The organism is Serratia sp. Ag1 (genome assembly GCF_000743355.1).
Classification (GTDB): domain Bacteria; phylum Pseudomonadota; class Gammaproteobacteria; order Enterobacterales; family Enterobacteriaceae; genus Chania.
In genome coordinates, this window is record NZ_JQEI01000002.1 from 149,862 (window position 1) to 175,722 (window position 25,861).

Annotated in this window: 13 protein-coding genes; 5 read left to right on the forward strand and 8 right to left on the reverse strand. The window is 55.3% G+C overall.

Annotated features, from left to right (window positions below; all coding sequences use genetic code 11):
• Entirely contained in the window at positions 1-951 is a 951-nt protein-coding gene (locus IV04_RS01025) for a carbamate kinase family protein (RefSeq protein ID WP_037400435.1), read from the reverse strand.
• A gap of 839 nt (positions 952-1,790) precedes the next feature.
• Between IV04_RS01025 and IV04_RS27080 the strand changes: the two genes are divergently transcribed.
• A complete protein-coding gene (locus IV04_RS27080; protein ID WP_369794858.1) occupies positions 1,791-2,012 on the forward strand; it encodes a hypothetical protein in 222 nt (73 codons plus the stop codon).
• Positions 2,013-2,857: 845 nt separating this feature from the next.
• Here the strand turns inward: IV04_RS27080 and IV04_RS01035 are convergent.
• The 4 genes from IV04_RS01035 to IV04_RS01050 all read right to left on the reverse strand — a co-directional run bounded on the left by IV04_RS01035 (position 2,858) and on the right by IV04_RS01050 (position 7,321).
• Positions 2,858-4,276 (reverse strand): DUF1116 domain-containing protein, encoded by a 1,419-nt coding sequence (locus IV04_RS01035; protein WP_037400429.1) that lies wholly within the window; start codon positions 4,274-4,276, stop codon positions 2,858-2,860.
• Positions 4,276-5,823: an acyl-CoA synthetase FdrA gene (gene fdrA / locus IV04_RS01040; protein ID WP_037400426.1), complete on the reverse strand. Its 1,548-nt coding sequence runs from the start codon at positions 5,821-5,823 to the stop codon at positions 4,276-4,278. Before fdrA ends, IV04_RS01035 begins: the two co-directional genes overlap by 1 nt.
• Positions 5,801-6,613 (reverse strand): DUF2877 domain-containing protein, encoded by an 813-nt coding sequence (locus IV04_RS01045; RefSeq protein ID WP_231566283.1) that lies wholly within the window; start codon positions 6,611-6,613, stop codon positions 5,801-5,803. Before IV04_RS01045 ends, fdrA begins: the two co-directional genes overlap by 23 nt.
• Before the next feature lie 102 nt (positions 6,614-6,715).
• The gene (locus tag IV04_RS01050; RefSeq protein WP_037400421.1) at positions 6,716-7,321 is read right to left on the reverse strand and encodes an ankyrin repeat domain-containing protein; all 606 of its coding nucleotides are present in this window, start codon (positions 7,319-7,321) and stop codon (positions 6,716-6,718) included.
• A 419-nt stretch (positions 7,322-7,740) separates the two neighbouring features.
• On the opposite strand from IV04_RS01050, the gene IV04_RS01055 reads away from it, so the two are divergent.
• Together IV04_RS01055 and treR are read left to right on the forward strand one after the other, a co-directional pair.
• Positions 7,741-8,670: a LysR substrate-binding domain-containing protein gene (locus IV04_RS01055; protein ID WP_037400418.1), complete on the forward strand. Its 930-nt coding sequence runs from the start codon at positions 7,741-7,743 to the stop codon at positions 8,668-8,670.
• Positions 8,671-8,777: 107 nt separating this feature from the next.
• Complete coding sequence (gene treR / locus IV04_RS01060; protein WP_037400414.1) at positions 8,778-9,722, forward strand: trehalose operon repressor TreR; 945 nt, start codon at positions 8,778-8,780, stop codon at positions 9,720-9,722.
• A gap of 148 nt (positions 9,723-9,870) precedes the next feature.
• On the opposite strand, the gene IV04_RS01065 is transcribed toward treR, so the two are convergent.
• Both IV04_RS01065 and IV04_RS24920 read right to left on the reverse strand, forming a co-directional pair.
• Positions 9,871-10,230 (reverse strand): type II toxin-antitoxin system RelE/ParE family toxin, encoded by a 360-nt coding sequence (locus IV04_RS01065; protein WP_037400413.1) that lies wholly within the window; start codon positions 10,228-10,230, stop codon positions 9,871-9,873.
• Positions 10,181-10,441, reverse strand: a complete 261-nt coding sequence (locus tag IV04_RS24920) for a hypothetical protein (RefSeq protein WP_072010801.1) — start codon at positions 10,439-10,441, stop codon at positions 10,181-10,183. The genes IV04_RS01065 and IV04_RS24920 overlap by 50 nt, the downstream gene beginning before the upstream one ends.
• 281 nt (positions 10,442-10,722) lie before the next feature.
• Between IV04_RS24920 and treB the strand changes: the two genes are divergently transcribed.
• Positions 10,723-12,138, forward strand: a complete 1,416-nt coding sequence (gene treB, locus IV04_RS01070; protein WP_037400411.1) for a PTS trehalose transporter subunit IIBC — start codon at positions 10,723-10,725, stop codon at positions 12,136-12,138.
• Positions 12,139-12,200: 62 nt separating this feature from the next.
• Complete coding sequence (gene treC, locus IV04_RS01075; RefSeq protein WP_037400409.1) at positions 12,201-13,865, forward strand: alpha,alpha-phosphotrehalase; 1,665 nt, start codon at positions 12,201-12,203, stop codon at positions 13,863-13,865.
• A gap of 576 nt (positions 13,866-14,441) precedes the next feature.
• On the opposite strand, the gene IV04_RS24600 is transcribed toward treC, so the two are convergent.
• A complete protein-coding gene (locus IV04_RS24600) occupies positions 14,442-25,736 on the reverse strand; it encodes a non-ribosomal peptide synthetase (RefSeq protein WP_072010802.1) in 11,295 nt (3,764 codons plus the stop codon).
• Positions 25,737-25,861 lie beyond the last annotated feature (125 nt).

Genomic DNA, 25,861 nt, shown 5'->3' on the forward strand with positions numbered 1-25,861 from the left:
TCAGATGTTGACGATATGGGTACCCGTTTCACCGCGCAGTGCGGCAGGCAAACATTCCGGCGTAGTGATCACCACACGTTTTCCACCTGCGCGTAAAAACGCCAGGCTGGCAGCAATTTTAGGCAACATACTGCCGGGTGGAAAATGCCCTTCTTCCATATAACCTGTCATCTCTGCCACATTCACCCGGTCAAGCGCGCGCTGATTCGGTTTGCCGAAGTGAATGCACACCTTCTCTACCCCAGTGGTAATCACCAGGACATCGGCACGGATCTCCCGCGCCAGCAACGCGGTAGAAAGATCTTTATCAATCACCGCGTCCACGCTCTGATAATCCCCCCGAGCATCACGGATCACCGGGATACCGCCGCCGCCCACGCCAATTACCACAAACCCTTGCTGCGCGAGTACTTTGATCGCATCGGCTTCTACAATTTGTTTGGGCTCCGGTGAAGCCACCACCCGGCGATAGCCGCGCCCAGCATCTTCCACAAAGCGCCAGGTCGGTTGCTGCTGCAGTAACGCATCACGCTGTGATGCACTGAAGAAAGCGCCAATCGGTTTAGTGGGATGGGCAAATCCAGGGTCGTTTTTATCCACTTCTACCTGTGTCACCACCGTTACCGCTTTCTGCGCGCCGCGCAGCGCCAACCGGTTGTTGAGCGCCTGCTGAATGAGATAACCAATGCCGCCCTGAGTATCCGCCACACAGTTGGCCAGCGGAGTCAGCGGCAACCCTTCAGACTCATGAGCAATTTCCGCACGGCGTAAATCCAGCCCCACCTGCGGGCCGTTGCCGTGGGTGAGCACAATGTCATAATCCGATGCCAGCATCTCCAGCACCGATTCAGCGACCGCTTTTACCGCCTCAACCTGATGTTCAATCGACTGGCTGGCGTTATCTTTGATAATGCTGTTGCCACCGATGGCAACGACTACAAGTTCTTTCATCTGTTTTATCCGATAAGAAATACTGCCTATCCGTTCAACGTCCTCTCCCCAAAGAAAGGGGGCTGAACGTGCCACAAATTGACTCTCGCGCCTGAAAACTGGCATTACGTGGTTTTGCTGGGTTCCTGTGCCACCACAGGCACCTCTTCGCGGCTATCAAGGAAGTGTTTCACCACAAACATGCCTGCCATCATCAGATAGGCCACCACGAACAGTAGCGAGTTCCCCGCTGCAAAGCCAACCATCGGCGAATGGATGATACCGAATAGCGCCAGCAGCGCCCCCGTTGCCGCCGCTATCGCACCGCGCAGAGGTTTATTCATGATGGCGAAAATAGCGATACAGCCCCACAGCATGCTGGCAAGCGGCGCACCGTTGCCCAGATGTACCAAACCCTGATAGTACACACCTTTGCTGTGTAACAGTTCGGTGCCCAGTTTGGCCGCCGAGGTGCCCGCCGCCCCCATCACGCTGTTGACCATGGTCAACGCCCAGTTGGCGATCCACGGGAACAGGCAGATGAAGATCACCGGCACCTCCACTTTTGGTGTTTCTCTCACCACCTGATTAGCCGTCACCACACCGATAAACACCAGAATCGGCACAATCGCGGTCATTGGAATCACCGCCAACATAAAGGCACCGAGCCCGAATAGCGGCACGATAAACATGGTGACGCCAGACGCCAACGTGTAGCCAATGCTGGCTCCCATCGCTTTCCAACCTGCGTGCCCCACGTAAACAGTCACAGGGAACGGGTTGCCCATCAGGCAGCCAAGCATTGAAGAGAGGCCGTTGGCCATCATCACCTTGCGGGTGTTGTAGTTATCCCCCGCCGCGTGCGCACTTTCGATGTTCTCCAGGTCAAAGATATAGTTCGCCAAACCGAGAGGCACGGCAGAAGCCAGGTACGGCAGTGCGTGCGGCAAGCCCTGCAGGAAGCTATCCACATGCACACTTGGCGGGTTGAAACCAAAAGAAGACATCGACGCTTTAATCGCTTCCGGGCTTTGCAGGCCGGAGATCCAGGCCAGCGCAGTACCGGCCAGCAGCAGCAATAAACCGGTGGGAATACGCGCAAAGATCGGCTTTTTGCCGAACCAATTGATAAAGATCAGCAGCAGCACGATAAACGAGACGGTCGGCGCTTCGAACGCCTGCAGCATCGGGTTCATCGCCAGTAACAACAGCCCAAGACCAGACAGGCAAGAGAGCAGCACGGTACGCGGTATCATCTTGCGGATGGTTTCGCCCAGGAACGAGCCGCCCACCAGGATCAGCGCTTCTACAAAGCACCACACCAGGCCGATCTGAATAGCAAAGTCAGCATCGCCGGTTTGTTGATACACCGGCATCAGCACCAGAAAGGTGACGGTAAAAATTGACGGCGCGCTGGGGCCAGACGGCAGCGCAGTGACATCGGTGCGCCCGGTCTGGCGCGCCATCTGCAGGCCAAACCAGGTGTAACAGATGCTGGCCAGCAGTACCGCCAGCCCAAAGGCCGGGGCAATACGCCCGTACACAATCTCTTTCGGAATCCCCACCACAAAGATGAGCAACCCCATCATGGTGAGCAGGTTGGTCAGGTTATTGGTCATCAGCCCAAAATAGGCTGCCCAGTCACCGCGTTTCCACTCTAATTTTATTCTGTTCATGGGCTATCCTTCACAGGTCGTTAAAACACGCTCTACGATCCACGGGATCGCTATCGGTCCTGCAGGTGAACAACATTCTGGTTCTGGTGTTGGTTCGCTACTTTGGGGCTAGAGCCCCTGTTATTGTTATCCCCTATGGATTTCAAGTTGCAGCTAGGCACCAAGCTAACTCATCCCCAGGAGCTTAATCAGGTAAGTGACTGGGGTGAGTTAGCGCAGGTAACAACGCTGCGGCTTGAAAGACGACGGGGTTATGAGTAGTAGCGATCGCGATAACCCAGCAACGCCAGCTCAAAACAGGCGAACGGCGGATGCACAATCCCGGCACCGATCATGCCGATCCCGGCATCTTTGTGCGCGATAGCGGTGTTAATCACCGGTAGAATGCCGCTACTACCGACCTTGGTGATGTCGATCGCCGTCGGGATCCCCATAAACGACAGCAGTGGAATGGTGACGTTGGGGTTTTCGCCCAGGGTGATTTCGCGCATCTGGCGCGAGAAGTCGATTGCCTCATCCACCGTGCCGCCCACCAGTGCGACAATCGCGGGTGCCGTCGCCATGGCGAAACCGCCAATACCGTAGGTTTCGGTAATCGCGCTGTCGCCGATGTCCAGCCCCGAGTCTTCCTCTTTGTAACCGGCAAACATCGGGCCGATCACCTGCTGCGCCGGGCCGGTAAACCACTGCCCCGGCAACCCGCTGATGCGCAGGCCAAACTCCACGCCGTTGCGCGCCATGGTGGTGACTACGGTGCTGTACTCAATGCCGTGCGCCGCATCCATCGCCGCTTTGCACATCGCCATCCAGGTCGGGCCAGAGAAGTAATCGCTGCTGGCGACAAAGTCGAATACCTCACGCTGTTGATCCACCGGGTAACCGGTCTGAATAATCCACGGCGTCAGCGCCTGGATCAGCAGCGAGGTACCGGCGTTATTGCGGTTATGGCATTCGTCACCCATATGCAGCGCCTGAGCCAGCATCAGCCGCAGATCGATCTCCCCCGCCAGCTTCATGGCGTCGCGCAGCATCGGGCCTTGCACATCACGCATCCAGTTCAGGCGATCGATCACGCTCTGATCGTTGGCCCCCATGCGCAGGATCTTCGCCATTTGCTCGCTCATATTGGTATACGCGCGGTTGCCGTAGGTTTTGTTCTCGACGATGTGCATAAACATGGAAGCGGACGTGACACCCGCCATCGAGCCCACGCAATCATGTTCGTGGCACGGCGAGAAGATGATTTCGCCAGAAGCCGCCAGCTTAGCCGCGTCGTCCAGATTGGCAGCCAGCCCTTCAAACACCAGCGCACCGGTTACCGCGCCTTTCATCGCACCGCACATCTTTTCCCAACTGATCGGCGGACCGGCGTGCAAAATGGTGTGGCGCGTCATGCCCGGCACCACGTTAATTGCCTGGTCGTAGCCCACCAGCACCGGGTGTGACTGAATAATACGTTCCAGCGCCAGTTGGTTTGCCGCAGCAATTTTGTCGGCAAGGGCTGGCGAAGCGATCTGATCCAGCGCTTCAATCACCGCCAGGTTGCCCTGCCCCGGCGGCGTCCAGTCAAGGTGGGTCACTGGAACATGCTGTTTCTTGAGATCGTCACTGAACATCGCAAGACCCACATTAATCACGTTCAGCGGCTGGTTAAATAAGGTATGGCTCATCAGGCTTTCTCCCCTTTGCAGACAAATTCACGCGCCAGCAGGCCAGTATTGGTGCTGCTGCTCGCCCAGATCACGCCCGTGTCGGTGAGCATCTGGCATTGCTGTTGCAGCGATGGCGTATCAAGATCGGTCCCCAGCACATAACCCAGGATCTCCAGTGGCCGTTTTTCACGGGCAGCAATCGCCTTGGCCTCTTTGATCGCCTCGATCATCACCCCCACCGGATCGTCGTGAGCACCAAAGCCGAGCACAAAGTCCATCACGATCACGCCAACTTCAGGATCGCGCGCCTCTTGCAGCAGGCGGCTGATACGGTTGGTCGGATCGATCATCGGGTGTGGTTTGCCGTTGGTGAAATCGTCGTCGCCAAAGTCGAGGAAGGTGTGCGCCACGCTCTGGTTCAGGTCTTTCAGGCGCATCGCCGGGTCAGGTTGGATATTGCTGTAAACGTCGCGGTATTTTTCCAGTGCGGCGAACATCGCCTCATCACACAGGGTGCCACCGCAGAACAGGCCGCGAATGTATTTTTGCTGCGGCGTCAGCTTGGCGCGCACTTCTTCAATCAGCGGCCAGTTGAGCGGGTGGAGATCGAGGGATTCCTGCTTGATACCGGTGAGCAACACCGCTTTTAGCGCCGCTTCTTTGGTGGCGCGGGCAAACTGCAACCCATCCTCGTCGGCAGGCGGGGCGTTGCGGCCAAGGAAACAGACCACCACCGGCTTGCGGCAGGTACGGGCGCGTTCCAGCACTTTGCGCGCCACTGCGGGCGCTGGCGGCTTGGAGATCAGCACGATCACCGCAGTTTCGCGGTCTTCCTCCAGCATTTGCAAAGCGTCGAGCATCATCAGGCCGCCAATCTTCTCGCTCAGATCGCGCCCGCCAGTGCCAATCAGTTGCGAAATACCGCCGCCAAACTCGTGGATGCGCACGCTCAGTTCCTGGCTGCCAGTGCCGGATGCGCCGATGATGCCGATGTTGCCCCGGCGCACCACATTGCCAAAGCACAGCGCCGCGCCGTTGATGATCGCGGTACCGCAATCTGGCCCCATCATCAACAGCCCTTTTTCATGCGCCAACTGTTTCAGCGCCAGCTCATCGTCAATCGAGACGTTATCGGAAAACAGCATCACATTGAGGTTGTTCTCCAACGCCTGGCGGGCTTCGCGCGCCGCATACAGGCCGTTGACCGCAATCACTGCCAGATTGCTCTCCGGGATATTGGCCTTGGCGCTGGCCAATGTGGCATAGCGTGCCTCGTGCCGGGTGCCTTTATCCTTATGGGTGAATAACGCTTCAATCGCTTGCAGCGTGGCTTCGTTAGCCTCTTCGCTGGCCCCTTTGATGACGATCATCAGGTCGCCGTTTTTGGCCGCTTCAAGCTCCGGGGTTAACAACCCCAGGTTCTGCAACACCCCTTTGTTCATTTCAGTGGCCATTGCCACAAACGCCTGCTCAACCCCGTCCAATTTGTTGGCTTTGGTTGAGATCGACATCAGTGAGACGGAATCAAACCAGGTGTTCTTTTTAACCATGATCCTGATGGGCATATTGCTCTCCAAAATATGAGGTCAAGAGGCAGGCATCCGCCATGCCATGCAGCATGTCGTAACCTGAACTTGAGCCGATCTTTTTAATCTCGTTAATGGTGTGAAGAATGAGGTGACTATCGTCACGCACTATTTTTACTATCAGATTGCCAATGACCTGCCGATAGCGTTGATTAATTGCCGCCTCTAACGTAATTGCGCTCAACAGCGTGGTTTTCTCTTGTGCGCTTTTCAGCACGGCAAGAAAAGTTTCGCGATACTTTTGTGCCGGATGGCCTGAAATCAGTAATATCACGCACAGCCCAACCAGATAATCATCACCAGAAGGTGTTAAACCCATCCCTAAACCCATCAGGGAATATATTGCCTTGTCAGGTGACTCGTTATGCCTTATTGCTCTCAGCAACTCTTCACGGTTACGCTGTAATAATCTGGCTATTTCCTGGTGAAATATATTTTCACCACAATAATGAAAAAGTGAATTGCCTGATATTGCCTGCTGATTAATCCATTCCCCCCATTGCCTCCAATGAATGCACCTTATACTTTCGTCGGTTAAATGTAGCTCAGGCGGTTGCCATAAATCACAGTGGGAAAAATCAATCCACTTATTCTGACCAATTTCAATACCCGCCGGAAAAAACTGCACCCGTTCACCGGGGCTAAATATTCTGTCACAGTGCCTGAGCGCTATGCGGCAACTATTAGGGGCGTTATCGTACTCGTCACTTAATAAGGTGTAGAGCATGTTGCGCTCTGGAACGAACAGGTTTACCGCGCGGGTAAACACCTGTTCGACCTGCCCATTTAGCCCCTGGCGGGGGAATGCCCCTTCTGCCGATAGCGCCGTAATGCACTGCCTGTATGGCCGTGCGATGGTGTCCTCCTTCTGCTAAGCGCCTGCGGCAACCAGCAGTTCAGCGATTGGGTGATAGCCTTTTTCACGTGCCAGCGTCAGCGGTGTCTTGCCATATTTATCGGTCATATGAGGATTAGCGCCATGATCGAGCAGCAATTTAACGATTTCCTGCTGTTTGGCTCCGCCGTCATTGAGCACGATCGCTTCCAGCAGCGGCGTCCAGCCGACAAAATTGGTGTGATTGACGTTAATATCGGTGTGTATTAATAATTCACGCACAATTTCAACATGCCCTTTCTCACTGGCCGGGGTAATGCCGACGCCACCAAAACGCGTTAAACGATCCAGATCCGGCTTGGCTGGCAATATCAAACGCAGCAAGGTCAGATCGTTATTCAGGCAACTCAACAGGAAAGGGTTAAAACAGGTTTGGTCTTGTTTATCAATATCCGCACCGGCAGAGATTAATAATGCCACGCAGTCATAATGTTTATTCAGGCTGGCCAGCGTAATTGCGGTTCGCCCCTGACGGTTGGTGATATTAATATCTACACCGGCAGCCAGGCATTTGTTCAGGGTATCGGTGTTGCCCTGTTCCGCAGCAAAAAGAAATTCGGTGATCAACTCTGACTCTGACATATTCTGGCTCCCGTTGCTCTGATGGGCTTTTGTGACTTTTGATGGGTACTGAGAATAACAACAGATGCAAAAGAAAAACATCCGCTTAAGAATCATTCATCGCAAAGGGATGCATTATTGAATAATATTCAACAATGGAGGCAAAATGTGCGGCGGCGCAAGCTTTCTAGCGCATTTGCAGAGCTTTTGCCGGGGAAACCGTTCTGTGATGGATCGGCTTTCAACTCCGGCTACATAAGCTCCCAAACAAATAATCAGAAGTGTGACTCTCTTCAAATCAGTTGTAACGGCAGTGTTAAATCCTATTCAAGACTGATTGTTCAAAAGGGAAATTACAAATATATTCAGTCATGAGAATGCGCCGGGTTTCACACCGCCGCATCCACCAACTCAAGGGGATTGGCTACGGAGTTCTATATATGCATTCCATTTTTACCGAAGAGAACCTGTTGGCTTTTACCATCACGGCACGCTTCGGCAGCTTCAGCAAGGCGGCAGAGGAACTGGGCCTGACGACATCCGCCATCAGCTATACCATTAAACGCATGGAAACCGGCTTGGGGGTCGTGCTGTTTAACCGCAACACCCGTAGCATTGAACTTACCGAATCCGGTTTCTATTTCTACCGCAAAGCCACCGATCTGCTGAATGATTTCCACGCCATCAAGCGCGGCATCGATACTATCTCACAGGGTATTGAAGCCCGTATGCGCATCTGCATTAACCAGTTACTCTACACGCCACGCCATACCGCCCGGCTATTGCAGGTGCTGAAAAAGCAATTTCCTACCTGCCATATCACGGTCACCACCGAGGTATACAACGGCGTTTGGGATTCCATCATTAATAATCAGGCCAATGTGGCGATTGGCGCACCCGGCACTTTGCTGGATGGCGGCGGCATTGATTACACCGAAATTGGTGCCATCCGTTGGGTGTTCGCCATTGCGCCGGATCACCCACTGGCGTTTATGCCGGAACCCATATCCGAGAGCCAATTGCGGCTGTATCCGAACATCATGGTGGAAGACACCGCACATACCATTAATAAAAAAGTCGGCTGGTTGCTGCATGGTCAAGAAGCGATTCTGGTGCCGGACTTCAACACTAAGTGCCAGTGCCAGATTCTGGGGGAAGGGATCGGCTTTTTGCCGGAATACATGGTGGCTGAGGCGGTGGCGGCAGGCTTACTGGTGATCCGCAACATTCATAACCCACGGCAGGATTCACGTATGTTGCTGGCCACACAGCATGCGGCGACCGGTCAGGTCACACAGTGGATCAAGAAGCAGTTCGCACCTGGGGGCGTGCTGAGCGGGATTTATGCCGATTTACTCGCGCGCGCCTGACTTCTCCCCAGGCACAAGCGTTCTGTTTTACGCAAAGATCCGGGGAGAAAAATACGTTATTGTGGCAGGCATAACCCAAGCCTATTAACCCTAAAGACAACGAGACCATGCAAAACCGGCTGACAATCAAGGATATCGCCCGCCTGAGCGGAGTAGGCAAATCCACCGTCTCGCGCGTGCTGAATAACGAAGGCAGCGTAAGCCCGCAAACCCGTGAACGGGTGGAGGAAATAATCCGTAGCCACGGTTTCACACCGTCCAAGTCGGCGCGTGCCATGCGCGGCCAAAGTGACAAAGTGGTGGCAATTATCGTTTCCCGCCTTGATTCTCCGTCAGAAAACCAGGCCGTGCGCACCATGCTGCCATTGCTGTATCAGCAGGGTTTTGACCCGATTGTGATGGAAAGCCAGTTTGAAACCCGGCTGGTGCAGGAGCACCTGCATGTGCTGCAACAACGCAACGTCGATGGGGTGATCCTGTTCGGCTTTACCGGCCTGACCGCCGCCATGCTGACGCCTTGGCAAGAAAAAATAGTCGTGATGGCACGCGAGTATCCCGGTATTTCTTCCGTTTGTTACGACGATGAAGGCGCGGTGCAGCTCCTGATGCAGCGTTTACGCAAACAAGGCCATAGCCATATCAGCTACCTCGGCGTGCAGGAAGCTGACGCCACCACCGGGATGCGCCGTCACCAGGCCTACCTTGATAGCTGCCGTAAGCTGAAGCTCCAACCGATTACCGCACTGGGCGAATTAAGCTATCAAAGCGGTTTCCAACTGGCCGCCAGCGTTATTGAGGCACACACCACCGCGCTGGTGTGTGCCTCTGACACTATTGCCCTTGGCGCAATGAAATACCTGCAGCAGTTGGCTACGCCCATACAGGTGTGCGCTATCGGTAACACCCCGTTGCTTAACTTTCTGTTCCCCAACACGTTGTCGGTCGAGCTGGGTTATGGTACCGCCGGGCAGCAAGCGGCCCAACAGTTGCTGGGCCAGCTCAACGGTGAGTTAGGCATCCGCCAGATCGTTATTCCCAGCAAGCTGGCCTGATTAAAATCTTCTGTGAAAAAACCGCCAAGCGGCGGTTGAGCTTGATGACAAAGTGATCTTTTAGCCCGAGATACCCGGGTCTAGTGCACCGAGGGGCGCTCCCCCTAATAACGGGCTTTGTCAGCAGTCTGAACCGCCAAGCTCGGTTCTATTTAAGAAGCTTCTCGATGTCCTTTAGATCTTTCTTGCGGTGCTTTTTTTGCTCATCATAGAAGTTCTCATGTGACCCAAGCGTCATAAGATACAACACCAGCTTATCCTCGACCCAGCTATAGCCCAATAAGTACAACTGCTCGTCAATAACAAACTTGTGTACCCGCAAATGCTTTAGGTCGCCCTTCTTCTGCTCACCCATGGCAGGTTCGGCGATTATTTTATCAATCTCGTCTTCTACCCTCGGTAACACTTCCTTGTGTAACTTATCCAACGCCTTACCAAAGCGCCGGGTTTCGTAAACCTCAAGCTTGTTTCGCGTCCTTTGTGGCGGTTCTTGCTGTTCTTCTTTCATACTTTTTCATTCTGCCATTATCAACTTCGCTTTTGGCCAACAACGCTTCGCTGATGAAAGAGAATGGCAGGTCGGGATTATCCTCGGCCATACGGCCTATCTTGGCCCAATACTCGATCTGCTTGGGTACGCTGCGGCTCGACGCTTCAGCATGTACTTTCACATCTTCAACAAAGCCCCCATCGAGACGAACACTAATTGCAGTCGTCATGGAATAACCTCTTAATTCTATTAAAATTTCTCTACATTCTATCCTTGGCGATACCGAGGATAAAGCTATCCAATACAGCTTAGGACATTGACAGCTTGCGATAAAAGATCGCATCACACAAGTCAATTCGCCATCTTTTGTCGCAAAAATCGTGGTGCTTCATCTGGCATGACCCATTCTGTGATCCCCAACCCAAAATGGGAACGTTCCCATTTCATAAAAACCAGCGAATGACTAAGCTTTATTTATCCACACCTCTGCGCCTACAAAAGGGTTTCATCATGAGTAAAGTTCAGCAGCAGGATATTGATCGCCTGATTGTGCTGGTGGGTGGCCGCGAGAATATCGCCACCGTCAGCCACTGTATTACCCGCTTGCGTTTCGTGCTTAACGATCCCGCCAAGGCCGATCCCAAAGCGATCGAAGAACTGCGGATGGTCAAAGGCTGCTTTACCAATGCCGGGCAGTTCCAAGTGGTGATTGGCCCGGAAGTGGGCGATTACTACCAGGCACTGCTTGCCACTACCGGCGGCAGCGAAGCCAACAAAGAACAGGCCAAACTGGCCGCCCGCCAGAACATGACCTGGTTCGAGCGCGCGATCTCTCACTTCGCCGAAATCTTTTTCCCACTCCTGCCTGCGCTGATCAGTGGTGGTTTGATCCTCGGTTTCCGCAACGTGATCGGCGATATCCCAATGTCTGGCGGCCAAACGCTGGCCCAAATGCATCCAGCCTGGAAAACCATTTACGACTTCCTGTGGTTGCTCGGTGAAGCCATCTTTATGTACCTGCCGGTCGCTATCTGCTGGTCAACGGTGAAAAAAATGGGCGGCACGCCGGTGCTCGGCATTGTGATGGGGATTACCCTGGTTTCACCACAGTTGATGAACTCCTACCTGCTCGGCCAGCAAGTGCCGGAAGTATGGAATTTCGGCTGGTTTGCCATTCAGAAAGTCGGCTATCAGGCACAGGTGATCCCCTCGATCCTCGCTGGCCTGACGCTGGGCTGGATCGAAACCCGACTGAAAAAGATCGTACCGGATTATCTGTATCTGGTCGTGGTGCCGGTGGTTTCTCTGCTGCTGGCCGTGTTCCTGGCGCACACGCTGATCGGCCCGTTTGGCCGTATGATCGGCGATGGCGTAGCCTGGGCGGTGAAAGCGGTGATGACCGGCAGCTTTGCGCCGATCGGCGCTGCTCTGTTCGGCTTCCTGTATGCACCGCTGGTGATTACCGGTGTGCATCAGACCACGTTGGCAATCGACATGCAGATGATCCAAAGCATGGGGGGCACACCGGTCTGGCCGCTGATTGCGCTGTCTAACATCGCACAGGCTTCGGCAGTGCTCGGTATCATCATTATCAGCCGCAAGGCCAACGAGCGGGAGATCTCCGTACCGGCAGCAATTTCTGCCTACCTCGGCGTCACCGAACCGGCGATGTACGGTATCAACCTCAAATACCGCTTCCCGATGCTGTGCGCGATGATCGGCTCAGCCATCGCGGGCCTGATCTGCGGGTTGAGCGGCGTGATGGCCAACGGCATCGGCGTCGGCGGTTTGCCGGGCATTCTCTCCATCAAACCGCAATTCTGGCTGATCTATTCCCTGGCGATCCTGATTGCTGTAGTGGTTCCGCTGCTGCTGACCATCATGGTGTACAAACGCAAGGCCAGCCGCGGCGAGTTGCCGGTCTGAATCAATAAAAAGGCCCGCCTGTGCGCGGGCCGATGGCAATAAACAAAGAGGCAACGCTTCCCATGAGTAATCCTATCCCCTGGTGGCAAAACGGTGTCATCTATCAAATCTACCCGAAAAGCTTCCAAGACAGCACCGGCAACGGCTATGGCGATCTGGTGGGCGTGATCCAGCGGCTCGACTATTTACAGGAACTTGGGGTCGACGCCATCTGGCTGACGCCAGTGTATGTCTCACCTCAGGTGGATAACGGCTACGACGTGGCCGACTACTGCGCCATCGATCCCGCTTATGGCACCATGGCAGACTTTGAGCAGTTGGTAGCGCAGGCCCACCAGCGCGGTATTCGCATTGTGATGGATATGGTGTTCAACCATACCTCTACCGAACACCCGTGGTTTAAGGCAGCGCAAGAGAGTCACAGCCCACTGCGCCCATTCTATATCTGGCGTAATGGTGAGGCGGATACGCCGCCTAACAACTGGCGCTCCAAATTCGGCGGCAACGCCTGGCAATGGCACGCCGCAAGTGGCCAATATTATCTGCATCTGTTCGCCACCGAGCAGGCCGATCTCAACTGGGAACACCCGCCGGTCAGGGAAGAACTGAAGAAGATCTGCCATTTCTGGGCAGATAAAGGCGTCGACGGGTTGCGCCTCGACGTGATTAACCTTGTGTCCAAACAGCAGGATTTCCCCAACGATCATCAAGGCGATGGCCGCCGTTTCTACACCGATGGCCCGCGCATCCACGAGTTCCTGCAGGAAATGAGCCGCGAGGTGTTTCAGCCACGCGGCCTGATGACCGTGGGCGAGATGTCCTCGACCTCATTGGAACACTGCCAGCAGTACGCGGCACACAGTGGCAAAGAGCTGTCGATGACCTTCAATTTCCATCACCTGAAGGTGGACTACGCCAACGGGCAGAAATGGACGCTGGCCGCACCAGATTACGTTGAGCTGAAGCAGATTTTCCGCCATTGGCAGCAAGGCATGCACAACCATGCCTGGAATGCGCTGTTCTGGTGTAACCACGATCAGCCGCGCATTGTTTCCCGCTTTGGCGACGAAGGCGAACTGCGCGTCACCGCCGCCAAGATGCTGGCTATGCTGCTGCACGGGATGCAGGGCACGCCGTATATTTATCAGGGTGAAGAGATTGGCATGACCAATCCGGGGTTCAACCAGATCGCACAGTATCGTGATGTGGAAAGCCTGAATATGTACGCCGAACTGAGCGCACAGGGCAGAGGCAGCACCGAACTGCTGGCGATCCTGGCCAGCAAATCACGCGACAACAGCCGCACGCCGATGCAGTGGAACGCCAGCGCCAACGCCGGGTTTACCTGCGGCACGCCGTGGATCGCCTGCGCCGATAACTACCGGCAGATCAACGCCGAAGCGGCGCTGGCCGATCAAGACTCGGTATTTTATACCTATCGCCACCTGATCGCTTTACGCAAGCAGTATCCGCTGCTGACACACGGTGATTATCAGGATCTGGCCCCTGAGCACCCGGCACTGTGGTGCTACCAGCGCCGTTGGAACGGGCAGCGGTTGCTGGTCGTCGCCAACCTGAGCCACGAACCCGTGGCGTGGAACGCCGCAAGCGTCGAGCAGGCCGATGTGTGGCAACTGTTAATGAGCAATTACGCAGATGCGGCACAACAACCGCAAAGCATGACGCTGCGGCCATTTGAGGCGGTGTATTGGGTGGTGAAGGGGTAATAATCTCACACCACTCACTGGGATCTCGCTGACTTAATCCCCGCTGATGCTGGTCTCTTAGACAACGTGTTTGTCTATGTCAGCCAGGTGTAAGGGAATTGCCGTAAACAGCAGGCAATCCCATGAAACCACAGTGAACGGCAATTGCAGGGCAACCTTTACAAGGGTATTGATAACAACCGATTAGATATTATTGTCGGTGAGATGAGCACGGGTGTTGAGGCCATTGAAGGCGCCGAACGGAGACACAGCGTATAGGCGAACGCGCCATGGACGGCGCGTTCAGGCGAGACAGGCAGGGACGCCTGTCGTAGCCGGCCGTGATGCGCTGTGGTGGAGTGAGGGAAGTGGGCGGAGCCCACCGCCTGATATGGCAAGGGCCGGGGTGTTGGGGGCTGGCTCTTGAGCCCCCAACTCGGTCGCCTTCATCATATTCCCGAGTGAACATAATTTGTGTAGCGACCGAAATAAATCCACATTCCGCAACAACCCTCAAAATGTGAACAAGAGACAGGTTGATGCGGGAATAAATCAGAAGGTCGAAGTTATAAAAACCTTTCTCTGATTACCCCATAATCACCGCAACAACCTTATCACCGACCCAATCTCACTAACACAATCGATAATATTATGGTGGTTGCACGCCAGCGGAATCACCGTCAACTGATCACACACTGCCCCTATCCCATTATCTTCGCTCAGCCATAGCGCCTTTCCCCCAGCAACAGACTGATAATAAGCAGACATCTGTGTGGCCTTGAACAGGGTGACTTGGGTATGTTGCAGTCGGCCAGAAATCAGCCCCTGGCTGATGCTCTGCTCCGCCGCTTCCACCGCCAAAGCACGCGCAGCCGCCTCTCCGTGAATCCCCATTTCCGCCAGCATGTTTTGGCGCAGATCCGGCATCTCTTGCGTATTCACCTTGGCCTGATAGAAACTGTCCAACAGATAAAGCTGGATCGACTTAACACCACGCGCTTCCAGCCGGGCGGCGATCTCCAGAGCAATCAACCCACCCAAAGACCAGCCCAGCAGTTGGATCGTCGGCGGTTCCAATAACCCTTGCTGCTCCATATTGGCCAGATAATGAGTCGCCACTGCAGACAAATCACTCAGTTGTTGCGGGTGGTACAGGTTGTAATTATCAACCCCAAGGCAGTTGATCTCCCCTTCCAGAGCCTGGGCAAAATTAAGGTAGGCTTCGCACCCGACTATCGCCGGGTGAATCAGCCACAGGCTGCCTGCTTCTGGCTGATAACGGTTAAGGCGCTGAATCGGTTGATAGCTTTCCACCGTCAGCATGCCGCGGATCGTCCGGTGCTTAAACAGCTTCACCACCGGCACGCTTTCTGCCAACAGGCCGGACATTTTCTGGCACAGCGCAATCGCCAGAATGGAACTGCCGCCACAGGCAAAGAAATCATCGGTGACGCCGATCCTCTGTTGCTTCAGTGCCTCCTGCCATAATGCGCACAGTTGCCGCTCCAGCTCGCTTTCTGGTGCCACGTATTCCTGCCCAGAGCCAGCGAACTCAGGCTTGGGCAGCCGTTGGCGATCGGTTTTCCCACTGGCGTTAAGCGGGAACTCCCTCAGGAAGATAAACGCGGCAGGCACCATATACGCCGGTAAGCGCTGTTGCATATGGGCGAGTAAACGCGGGTGGTCCAACGGTGTATCACTCACGTAATAGGCAATTAAACGCTCCTGTTCGCCGCCTGATTTGATCGCCAAACACTGCCTGATCGCGCCAAACTCCATCATGGTGCTTTCAATTTCGCCCAACTCAACCCGATAACCGTTGATTTTAACCTGATTATCAACGCGGCCCCGGAACTCCATATTGCCATCCGCCAGCCAGCGGCCAAGATCGCCTGGGCGATAGAGCCGTTCCCCAGTCACCGGGTGTTGAATAAATCGTTCAGCGGTTCGCTCCGGATCGTTAAAATACCCTGGCGACAGCCCGACACCACCGATGTATAACTCGCCGATAATGCCCGGTGGCACCGGGTTCAATTGCTGATCCAGAATATAGAAACACTGATTGGTCAACGGCTTGCCGTAAGGGATGCTGTGCTGGAACACCGCCCCCGGTGTCACTTCATAAACGCAGGACAGAATTGACGCTTCCGTGGCACCGCCGATGCTGATAAACCGGCTCTGCGGTGCCCAGCGGTGGCAGCGTTGCGGCAGGGTCACCGGGATCCAATCGCCGCCGAGCATCACTTTAGTTAACCAAGGGTTCTGCTCAAGCTGTTCACGTTCAACCTGCTGCATCAGCAGCTCAAATAACGCTGGCGCAGACAGCCACAGCGTCACCTGATGCTCAAGCATCAACTGGCACCAGGCATCCGGTTGATAGCGCTGCTTTTCACTGGGGAGCACCAATCGCCCTCCTGCCGACAGCAGGCCAAAAATATCATAGACCGACAGGTCAAAACTCAGCGCACTGATGGCCAAAGCGGCATCGCCAGGGCCAACTTTCAGGCGCTGGTTGACATCAACCAGCGTGTTATTGGCCGTCACATGCTGAATCGCCACGCCTTTCGGCACGCCGGTCGAGCCCGAAGTGAAGATCACATAAGCCAACTGCTCAGGTATCACCGGTTCAGGAGGAAGGATCTTGCTGGGGGGGGGCAGATCGCGAGCTTGCCCGCGATCATTCAGGCAAATCGTCCCAAACTCATCCCGCAACCACGGGCGATCGGTTAACACCAGGCGGCAATCCGCTTGCTGCATAATGCTCAGCCGACGGTTTTCCGGCCACGAGGTATCCATCGGCAGATAAGCGCGGCCAGCCATTAACGCCGCCAACACCGCCACAATCTGCGCCCGGCCTTTCTCCATCACCACCGCAACCAAAGCCGAATCACCAAACTGGCCCTGGCGGATCTGATTGGCCAGCACCAGCGCCAATTGATATAACTCACCGTAGGTGCAGCTCCCCAGTGAATCGATCAGCGCAATATCATGCGGATGATCTTTTGCCCACTGCATAAACCCTTCATGAATGGCGTAGGCATAGTCCGCAGCTGGCCGGGTTTCAACCGCCGGTTGCAGGTATTTTCGCTGCTGATCGGCGCTCAATAAGCTCAAATTAGCCACTTTCTCTGCCGGAGCTTGCACCATGGCACGCAATAACTGCTGGAAGTGCTGTATCAGGCCGTTGATCGTCTCGGGAGCAAACAGCGCACAGGCATAGTTGAGGTTGGCGGCCAGCTGCGGCTGCCCGTCTTCCACCATCAGGCCGAGATCGAACTTCGCTACCTGATAGCAATCGCTGAGATCGAGCGGCGTGAACAACGGTTGTTTCTGCTGCCCGCCGATCGCCTGCTCAACGCTGAACACCACCTGGAACAGCGGCTGTCTGGACAGATCGCGCTCAACGTTCAGGCTTTCTACCAGGGTTTCCAGCGGCATATCCTGATATTCCTGACAGGCCAGGGTATTGGCAAACACCTGGCGAATCATCTCGTCAACGCGCATTGCAGGTTCGATCACATTGCGCAACGCCAGCGTGTTCACAAACAGGCCAATCAAGGGCTCGAGTTGCGCATGCGGTCGGTTGGCGACCGGCGCACCAATCATAATGTCCTGCTGATGGCTGTATTTACCGAGCAACAGGGTGAACCCGGTGAGTAATACCGCGTGCAACGTCACACCGGTTGCTCTGGCTAAATGGCGCAACTGGTCGCTCAGTTCGGCATCCAGCCGGAAAGCCACCGTTGCCCCACGGTGATCAAACTGTTTTGGCCGTGGGTAATCGGTAGGCAGTTCCAACAACTGATAACCCTGCATGTTATCCAGCCAGAACCGTTGCCGGGCCTGATGACGATCGTTTTCGGTTTGGTTATCCAGCCAGTGAGCATAGTCAGCATACTGGATTGTCAGTTCAGGCAGCACCAGTGCGCTATCCCTGGCAAAGAAGGCATAATGCGCCTCCAGCTCAGCCAGCAAGACATTGGCCGACCAGCCGTCAAAAACCATGTGATGGAAGTTGAGCAAAGAGAAACAGGTTAACTGGCCGCTGGCTGCCCGGCGTTCAATCAGCAGGTGGCGGAGCGGATACTCTTTGCGCAGGTTGAATGGCCGATTAATGGCACTTTGCAGCGCCTCTTCCCATTCGCTGGCTTCCACCCACAGGCGCTCAACCGGCAACGGTTTCTGTTGCAGAGCAAACTGCACGTTGCCATCTTCGCCCTGCTCCACCAGCGTGCTGCGCAGCACATGGTGGCGCTTGACCACCGCCTGCAACGCCAGTTGGTAGGCATCGACATCGATCTCCGCCCCCAGTTCAAACAACATCGGAACCTGATAGAGATTGCTGCCCTGCATCAGTTCCTCGATAAACCACAACCGCTTCTGCGATGAGGATAACGGGTATCTGCTTTGTGCTTGTGCAGCGATCGGCCAGGGCGTATGCACCTCTGCCTGCTGATCCAACTGCTGGCAAAGCTGGCGGATCGTCGGATTCGCGCTGAACATGGCAAACGTCACCTCTCTCGCCAGAGCTTGGCTCAGGCGGTTGCACAGCGTGATCGCCTGGATCGAATTCCCCCCACTGCTGTAAAAATTATCGTTAACGCCCACACGCTCGCAACGCAGCACCTCGGCCCACACAGCGCAGCAGAGCTTTTCCTGTTCACCGCTCGGAGCGGTATATGCCTGCTGATTCACGGTGGCCTCAGGCTCCGGCAGCGCACGGCGGTCGATTTTACCGCTGACGCTTAACGGGAAACTCTCCAGCGCAATCAAATCGGCGGGGCGCATATATTCCGGCAGCGTTTGTGCTAACCGCTGATGCAGGTATGCGTTGTCCATCGGTTGGCTGGCGGTGTAATACAGCAGGATCCTCGGGTTGTTCACCGTCACCAGCGCCACGCACTGGGCGATCTCCGCGACGCCAGACAGAGTACGTTCAATCTCCCCCAACTCAATGCGATAGCCGTTGAGTTTGACCTGATTGTCGATGCGGCCCAGGAATTCGATATCTCCATTTTCCAGCACGCGCCCGACATCCCCAGTACAGTAGAGGCGCTCACCGCTGTTTGGGTGATAGATAAAGCGTTCGCTGGTGCGTTCCGGATCGTTGAAATAGCCCTGCGCCAAGCCCACCCCAGCGATATACAGCTCACCGACCACGCCCTGCGGCAGCGGCTTCAGTGTGCCATCCAGCACATAAAGTGCCTGATTCGCCAGCGTTACCCCGAGTGGAATGTTTTGGTTAAAGATTTCTGCGGGCCCAACCTCATACATGGTTGAACAGATAGCAGATTCGGTCACGCCCCAGCAGTTGAAAATACGGCATTGGGCGGCCCAGGCATGGCCGCGCTGCACCAAGGCCGGAGCCACCCAATCGCCGCCCAGCATTACGGCGCGCAGCGGGGAATCGGACGAACGGGCATATTGCTCAACATGCTGGAGCAACAGCTCAAACAGCGCCGGGGTTGACTGCCAGATCGTCACCCGATGTTGCAAGAGCAACTGATGCCACGCCAGTGGCTGAAAGCGCTGTTGTTCGGACGGGAGCACCAGCAGCCCACCGACTGACAGGACGCCAAATATGTCGTAAACCGATACATCAAAACTCAGGGCGCTGATAGCAAACGCGGCATCTTGCGGGCCAACCCGCAGCCGGGTATTGATCTCGATAATGGTGTTATTGATTGCCGCATGGGCGATTGCCACACCTTTCGGTACGCCGGTAGAACCGGAAGTGAAGATCACATAAGCCACCGCGTCCGGCTCCACCGGTTGCGGTGCCAATAACGGCTGTTCCAGCGGTACGCCCGCTGCTTTGCCAGCACCATCCAGCAACAGAGTAGTGAAGGCGGGGTTTTGCCACGGCTCATCACACAGCACCATCCCTACGTTCGCCTGCTCAACAATCGCCAAGCGGCGTTTTTCCGGCCAGGATTTATCCATCGGCAGATAGGCTTTGCCTGCCATCAGGGTAGCCAGCACGGCGACGATCTGCGCACGCCCTTTGTCCAGCAGAATCGCCACCAGCGCCGAATCACTACCAGCGCACTGGCGGATCTGGTTCGAGAGCACCAGCGCCGCCTGATACAGCTCGCCGTAGCGGCAACTCCCCTGCGCATCAACAATGGCGATATCGTCAGGGTGCCTGTGCGCCCAATCCATAAAGTTCTGGTGCAGGGCAAAACGGTAGTCCGTAGCAGGCATGTTCAGCGGTGGCGGAACCGGCGCAGCCGCCGCCAGCAGCGGTAATTGCTGATGCGGCACGTACAGATGGGTTGGCAAATGCGCTAATAGGGTCATCAGCAGGGACAACAGCGTGTCGGCTTTTTGCTCGCTCAGATACTGGCTGGCATACGCCAGCGACAGCATCAACCCTTCCTCGGTGGTGTGTGCTAACAGATTCAGCGGATAATCCGTTTTCTCAGCGGTCGAGCGGATACGCACCGGCATGTCGTGCATAGCCACACTCGGGTAGTTTTCAAACACCAGCAAGGTGTGGAACAGCGCTTCACCGCCCCGGCTCAATTCCGCCAAAGGCTGATAGCCGTATTCATCCAGCTCATTCAAGGAACGCTGAATCGCCTGCAACTGCTGCAAACAGTTGTGATTGTTATTCCATTCCACCACCAGCGGCAGGGTATTGATGTACAAGCCGACGCTTTCCGCAATCCCCTCAATCGGCAGGTTACGGCCAGACAGCGTGGTGCCTACCAGCGTCACGTCCTGCTGGCTGTATAAGTGCAAGAGCTTGTGCCAAGCAAATTGCAGCATCACATTCAGCGTCACCCCGTGGTTCAGGGCGAGTTGCTGCAACGATGAAAACACGGCAGCGGGTAACAGGCGCTTGAGCGTAGTCTGTTCGGTGTCTGTTACGCTTTTTACCTCGTAAGGCACGCTGAGCAGGTAGGAAATATCGTTGGCCTGGCATTGATCGATCTGCCGCCGTTGCCAATAGGCCCGGCTCTGTTCCGCCTGCTGTTGATAATAGCGCTGCGCTTGCAGATAGGTAGTTTCCTGCCGGGTCTCTGGCCGCTGCCCCGCCAGCAATTGCCGGTAGGTTTGATGCACATACTCCAGCAGAAGCTGGCCGCTCCAACCGTCAGTAATGCTGTGGTGTACGGTATATACCAGGCAATAATGCTGCTCGCTAATCCGCGCCAGCCGCAAGCGGAACAGGCCGGGTTGCTGCAAATCAAATGCCTGAGTGCGCTGCTGCTCGCACAGCTGGTTCAACGCCTGTTGCCAATCCTCTGTTCGCTGGTAATCCACATATTGCCAATCGATAGCGACTTCAGCGCAAACCACCTGTAGCGGCTGCCATTGCCAGTTAAAACCGGTGCGCAGGATCGGGTAGCGCGCCGCCGCCAGTTCCCACGCCTGTCGATAGCGCACCAGATTGAGATCGGTCAGGTAATCCAGCACCATTTGCACGCGATAACTCGGATCGTCCGGCTGGCTGAAGTGATGGTAAATAAACCCTTGTTGCAGGCTATTGCAGGGGAAGATCGCCTGCGGCGCATAGCGCTGTTGCAGCGCCTGCTGCACCGTTGCAGGCAGATCGGCACCGATTGCCATCGGTAAACTGGCACTCTGTTCAATCAACAGATGCAATTCATGGGTAAATTGCCGGGCCACCTCCGCCAATGCCTGCGGCGTCAGCATGCCGTCCAGGCGGAAACCGAGTTGCTGGTCGGCGATCCAGCTATTGAGGATCAGCAGATCGCGGCTGGTATTGGCCGGGTGGCTGTTTTGCCCGGCGAACTCGCTCAACAGTTGCCAGTCCGCCCCGCGATCGGCAAATTGCCCCAGATAGTTGAAAACCACACCGGGATAACGCAGTTCGGTTTCCCGGCTCCGCAGCACGCCATAACCGATGCCGTGATTGGGCACCGCCGCCAGCGCGGCCTGAACTAACCCGAGATCCGCCTGCGGGTTATCCGCCAGACTGAAGCTCACCGGATACAATGCGGTGAACCAGCCAAGCGTGCGCCCAACGTCCATGTGTCCACCGGGTAAATCGCGCCCATGGCTTTCTAACATCAGCGTATGGTTGCTTGCCGGGCTGTAATGGCGCAGGGTGCGCAACAGGGCGGTGAGCAACACCTCATTCACTGGCTCATTCATCTGCATCAGCCGCTCAGTAGCCACCGCGTCCAACCGGTCATAATGCAGGTTCAGCTTATCGCTCAAGGTGAAAGCAGCGCGATAATCCCGCTGCTGCGCGCATTGCCGCTGCCAGTAATCCGCTTCGCTGGCATCAAGCGGAACATAATCCAGCAAGGCATTGACCCATTGCCGATAGCTGGCAGATTTGGGCCCCAAGGCTTCGCCAAGATACAGGCGGCGCAGATCTTCCACCAGAATGCGCCAGGATACTGCATCAATAATCAGGTGATGGCAGGCAAAGAAAATACGCGCAGAACCGTCCTGATACCCCTCAACGTAGCCAAACTGCCACAGCGGCCCCTGCTGGTAATCAAAACCGCTTTGCCAGGTGCCGAACAGCGCCGCCAATTCGGCCTCGGTAAGCTCGGCTCGGTTGCAGCGCTGGATGGGCTGAGCAGCCAGTTGCGCCTGATAATGCTGGTGGTAGCCTTGGTTATCCTGCGTAAAAGCGGCACGCAGCATGTCATGGTGACGCGCCAGCTCATCGATTGCCCGCTGCAAACGCCCCAAATCCAAGGCCGGAACCCGGATCAGGAAGGATTGGTTCCAGTAATTATCCTGTTCAAATCCCTGCTCGAAGAACCATTGCTGGGTGGGGGCCAGAGGAAGGCTGTGGCTGAGGTTGCCCTGCTCCGCCAACTGCGCGTCGGGCAAGGCTTCGGCGGCAAGGTTCTCCAGCAACGCAGCAATCGAACGGTGCTGATAGAGATCCTGAGTGCGGCATGCCATGCCCACTCGGCGCATCTCCGACACCAGCCGGATCGCGGTGATCGAATCACCGCCAAGGCGCAAGAAATCATCGCCGATCCCGATATCCTCCCGCCCCATCACCTGTTGCCACACCGCCTGCAACTGCTTTTCCTGGTAGGTACTGGCTGGGCGATAGCCCTGGCTGGCCTGGTTGTAGTCCGGCTCCGGCAACGCGCGCGTATCCAGCTTACCGTTAATGGTCAACGGCAGCGCCAGCAGTTGCACCAGCGCGGTCGGCACCATGTAGTCCGGCAGCAGCTCAGCCAACCGGCGTTTTACCTGCTCGTCATTCAGCGTTATCTCCGCCACGTAATACGCCACAATGCGCGGCGTCTCACGCCCCCGGATCACCACGGCGCAGTGAGCCACCGACGTCACCGCCACAAAGGCCTGTTCGATCTCGCTGAGTTCGATCCGATGGCCACGGATCTTGACCTGAAAATCGTTACGGCCAACATATTCCAGTTCACCGCCAGGCAGCCAGCGGACAATATCGCCGCTACGATAAAGCCGCTGATACTCAGCTGCGTCTGCCGCCGCGAAAGGATTGGCAATAAACTTTTCCTGCGTCAGTTGAGGCTGATTCAGGTAGCCCCGCGCCAGCCCAAGCCCGGCAATATACAGCTCACCGGCCACGCCAAGCGGCAGCGGTTGCTGCTGCTGATCCAGCACATACAAACGCACACCAGGCAGTGGCCGCCCGATATTCTTGGCCCCGTTGTAACGATAAAGATTGATCGACGAGCAGACGCTCGCCTCTGAAGGGCCGTAGCCGTTAAACAGCCGATGCCCCAAACTGGTGTAGTGATCAAGACACACCTGCGAGGTGGCTTCCCCCGCCACCACCATCCGCGCTAAACAGCCCGGTATTTTCGGCTGTAGCTTTAATAACGCTGGCGGTAGGATGGCAAACTCAACCTGATGCAGCTCAATCAGGGCCAACAGCGCAGGCAGATCGTGGCGCTGTTCTTCGGATGCCACCACCAGCCGATGCCCGCCGCACAGGGCGATGTAGGTTTCCGCCACATGGGCATCAAACACCACGGACGCAAATTGCAGGCAGCACAGCGTTTCATCAGGTTCGCTGATGGTGGCCTGAAACCCGCGAACCATGTTCAGCACCCCTTGGTGCTCCAGCAGGGTGCCCTTGGGCTGGCCCGTGGTCCCCGAGGTATAAATCACATAGGCTAACTGCCGGGGATCGATCTCGACCGCCAACGGCTCTGAGTCATCAGCCTGATCCTCGGCCACCTCATCCCCTGCCCACAGCTCTGCGGGCAGGGCCATCTCCTGCAGCTTCGCCCGCAACCCCTGTTCGGTAATCAATAATGGTGCCCCGCTATCGGCCAGAATATAGCTGATGCGCTGCTTGGGGAGTTGGGGTTCCAGCGGGATATACGCCGCCCCGGTTTTCATAATCGCCAACATAGTGACGATCATCTCTATGCCTCGGTTCAGACAGAACGGTATCAGGGTATCTGCACCGATACTTTTTTGCGTGACGCGCTGATATTGCTCTGCGATCCGGCGGGCCAGCCGGTTACTTTTCTGTTCCAACTGGCGATAGGTCAATTGTTGCCGATCATCAACCAAGGCGATGCGCTGTGGGTATTGCTGTGCCTGATGGGCAATCGCCTGTGGCAAAGTACCCGCCGCCATTGTTACCACTGATGGCTGAGCGTTCCAGTCAATCAGTTGCTCCTGCCGCTGGGCCGGAGTGAGCAGCGGCAAGCGGCTCAATGGTTGTTCCGGCTGTTGCAACGCCTGATGCAATAACTGTTGGTATTGCTCGGCCATGGCAGTGATTTGCTGTGCAGCAAACCGCTCCGGCACATAGCGAATGCGGAATGCGATATGTTCACTCTGTTCCTGATACTCCAGCACCAACTCCGCATTTGCCAGGCTATGGTCAAACCGGTGGTTACAGCACGCCTGGCACCCCGCCAGATCCAAGGTCAGGTTGTTGAGATGGGCCTGCGCAAAGCTGACATTCAAGCGCAGCCCGCTGTTTTGCAACACTTCGTAGATCGGCCAACGGGTAAAACGTAAGCCCGGCCTGGCTTTCAATGCACGGCTGTGAGCGAGAGTCCGCGAGTAAATATCCGCAAAACTCTCCTCTGGATGAACCAAGAATGGGAACACCGCCGTGTTCACCTGTGCCCCTAATTTCAGATGGCTACCGCTCTCCATCGAAACCGGGTAAGCAATATGTACGGCATCGCTTTGGCATTGACGAGCGATCAATAATGCCCAGAGCGTTTTGAAGATGAGGAATGCGTTAGCATGCCTGACGGGTGATTTCAGCGCGTGCCACTTTCTGAGAGAGAGTGAGAATTGTACATGTTGCGCTGATAATTGATTATCCGTACTTTGAATATAGGGGAGTTCATTCGTCTTCGGCAGGCCGTGTAACGCTTTTTGCCAAAACTCCGTTGCATTCTCAGCCGAGAGTTTATTTAATTTAAGCTGATACTCTTGCTGTTTTTCGGTGATATCTCCTGCGCGATAAGTTCCATTATCCGGCACGGTTTCATTATTATAAGCCTGCGATATTTCAGCATACAGTTCCGCCGTCGAAAATCCATCAACCGTGACATGGTGTAAAACCAGAATAAACTCATATCCATCCTGCTCACCACTCGGGCATACACCATAACGCAACAGCGGCCCGTTATTTAAATCAAAAGGCCGGGCAGCCAATTCCGCTAATGCTTGCAGGTTATCGCACCTTTCCAGCGCTGTTAGCGTGCTATTTTCATTTTCACACCATAACAGTTGCCCATCTTCTTCAACCAAATGACTGTGTAGTAGCGGATACTTGGCAATAACGCTTTTTATCGCTTCCTCAAGCCGATGGATATCCAATGAGCCAGAGAGACTCTGATCCATCACCATATTGTACTTGATAGATAAAGGTTCAAGTTGCCATTCTGTCCAAAACAATCTTGTATAAGGTGTTGCTAATGCCGTCTGCACGTCAAATCCCTCTCTGACAAAAAGAACATCCAATAGGTTTAAATTTCAAAAAAATCCTATTTTCAGCCAATAATAAAAAAAACAAACCTTAGCTATTTTAAAACATGCCCGAAATAATTAGAGTT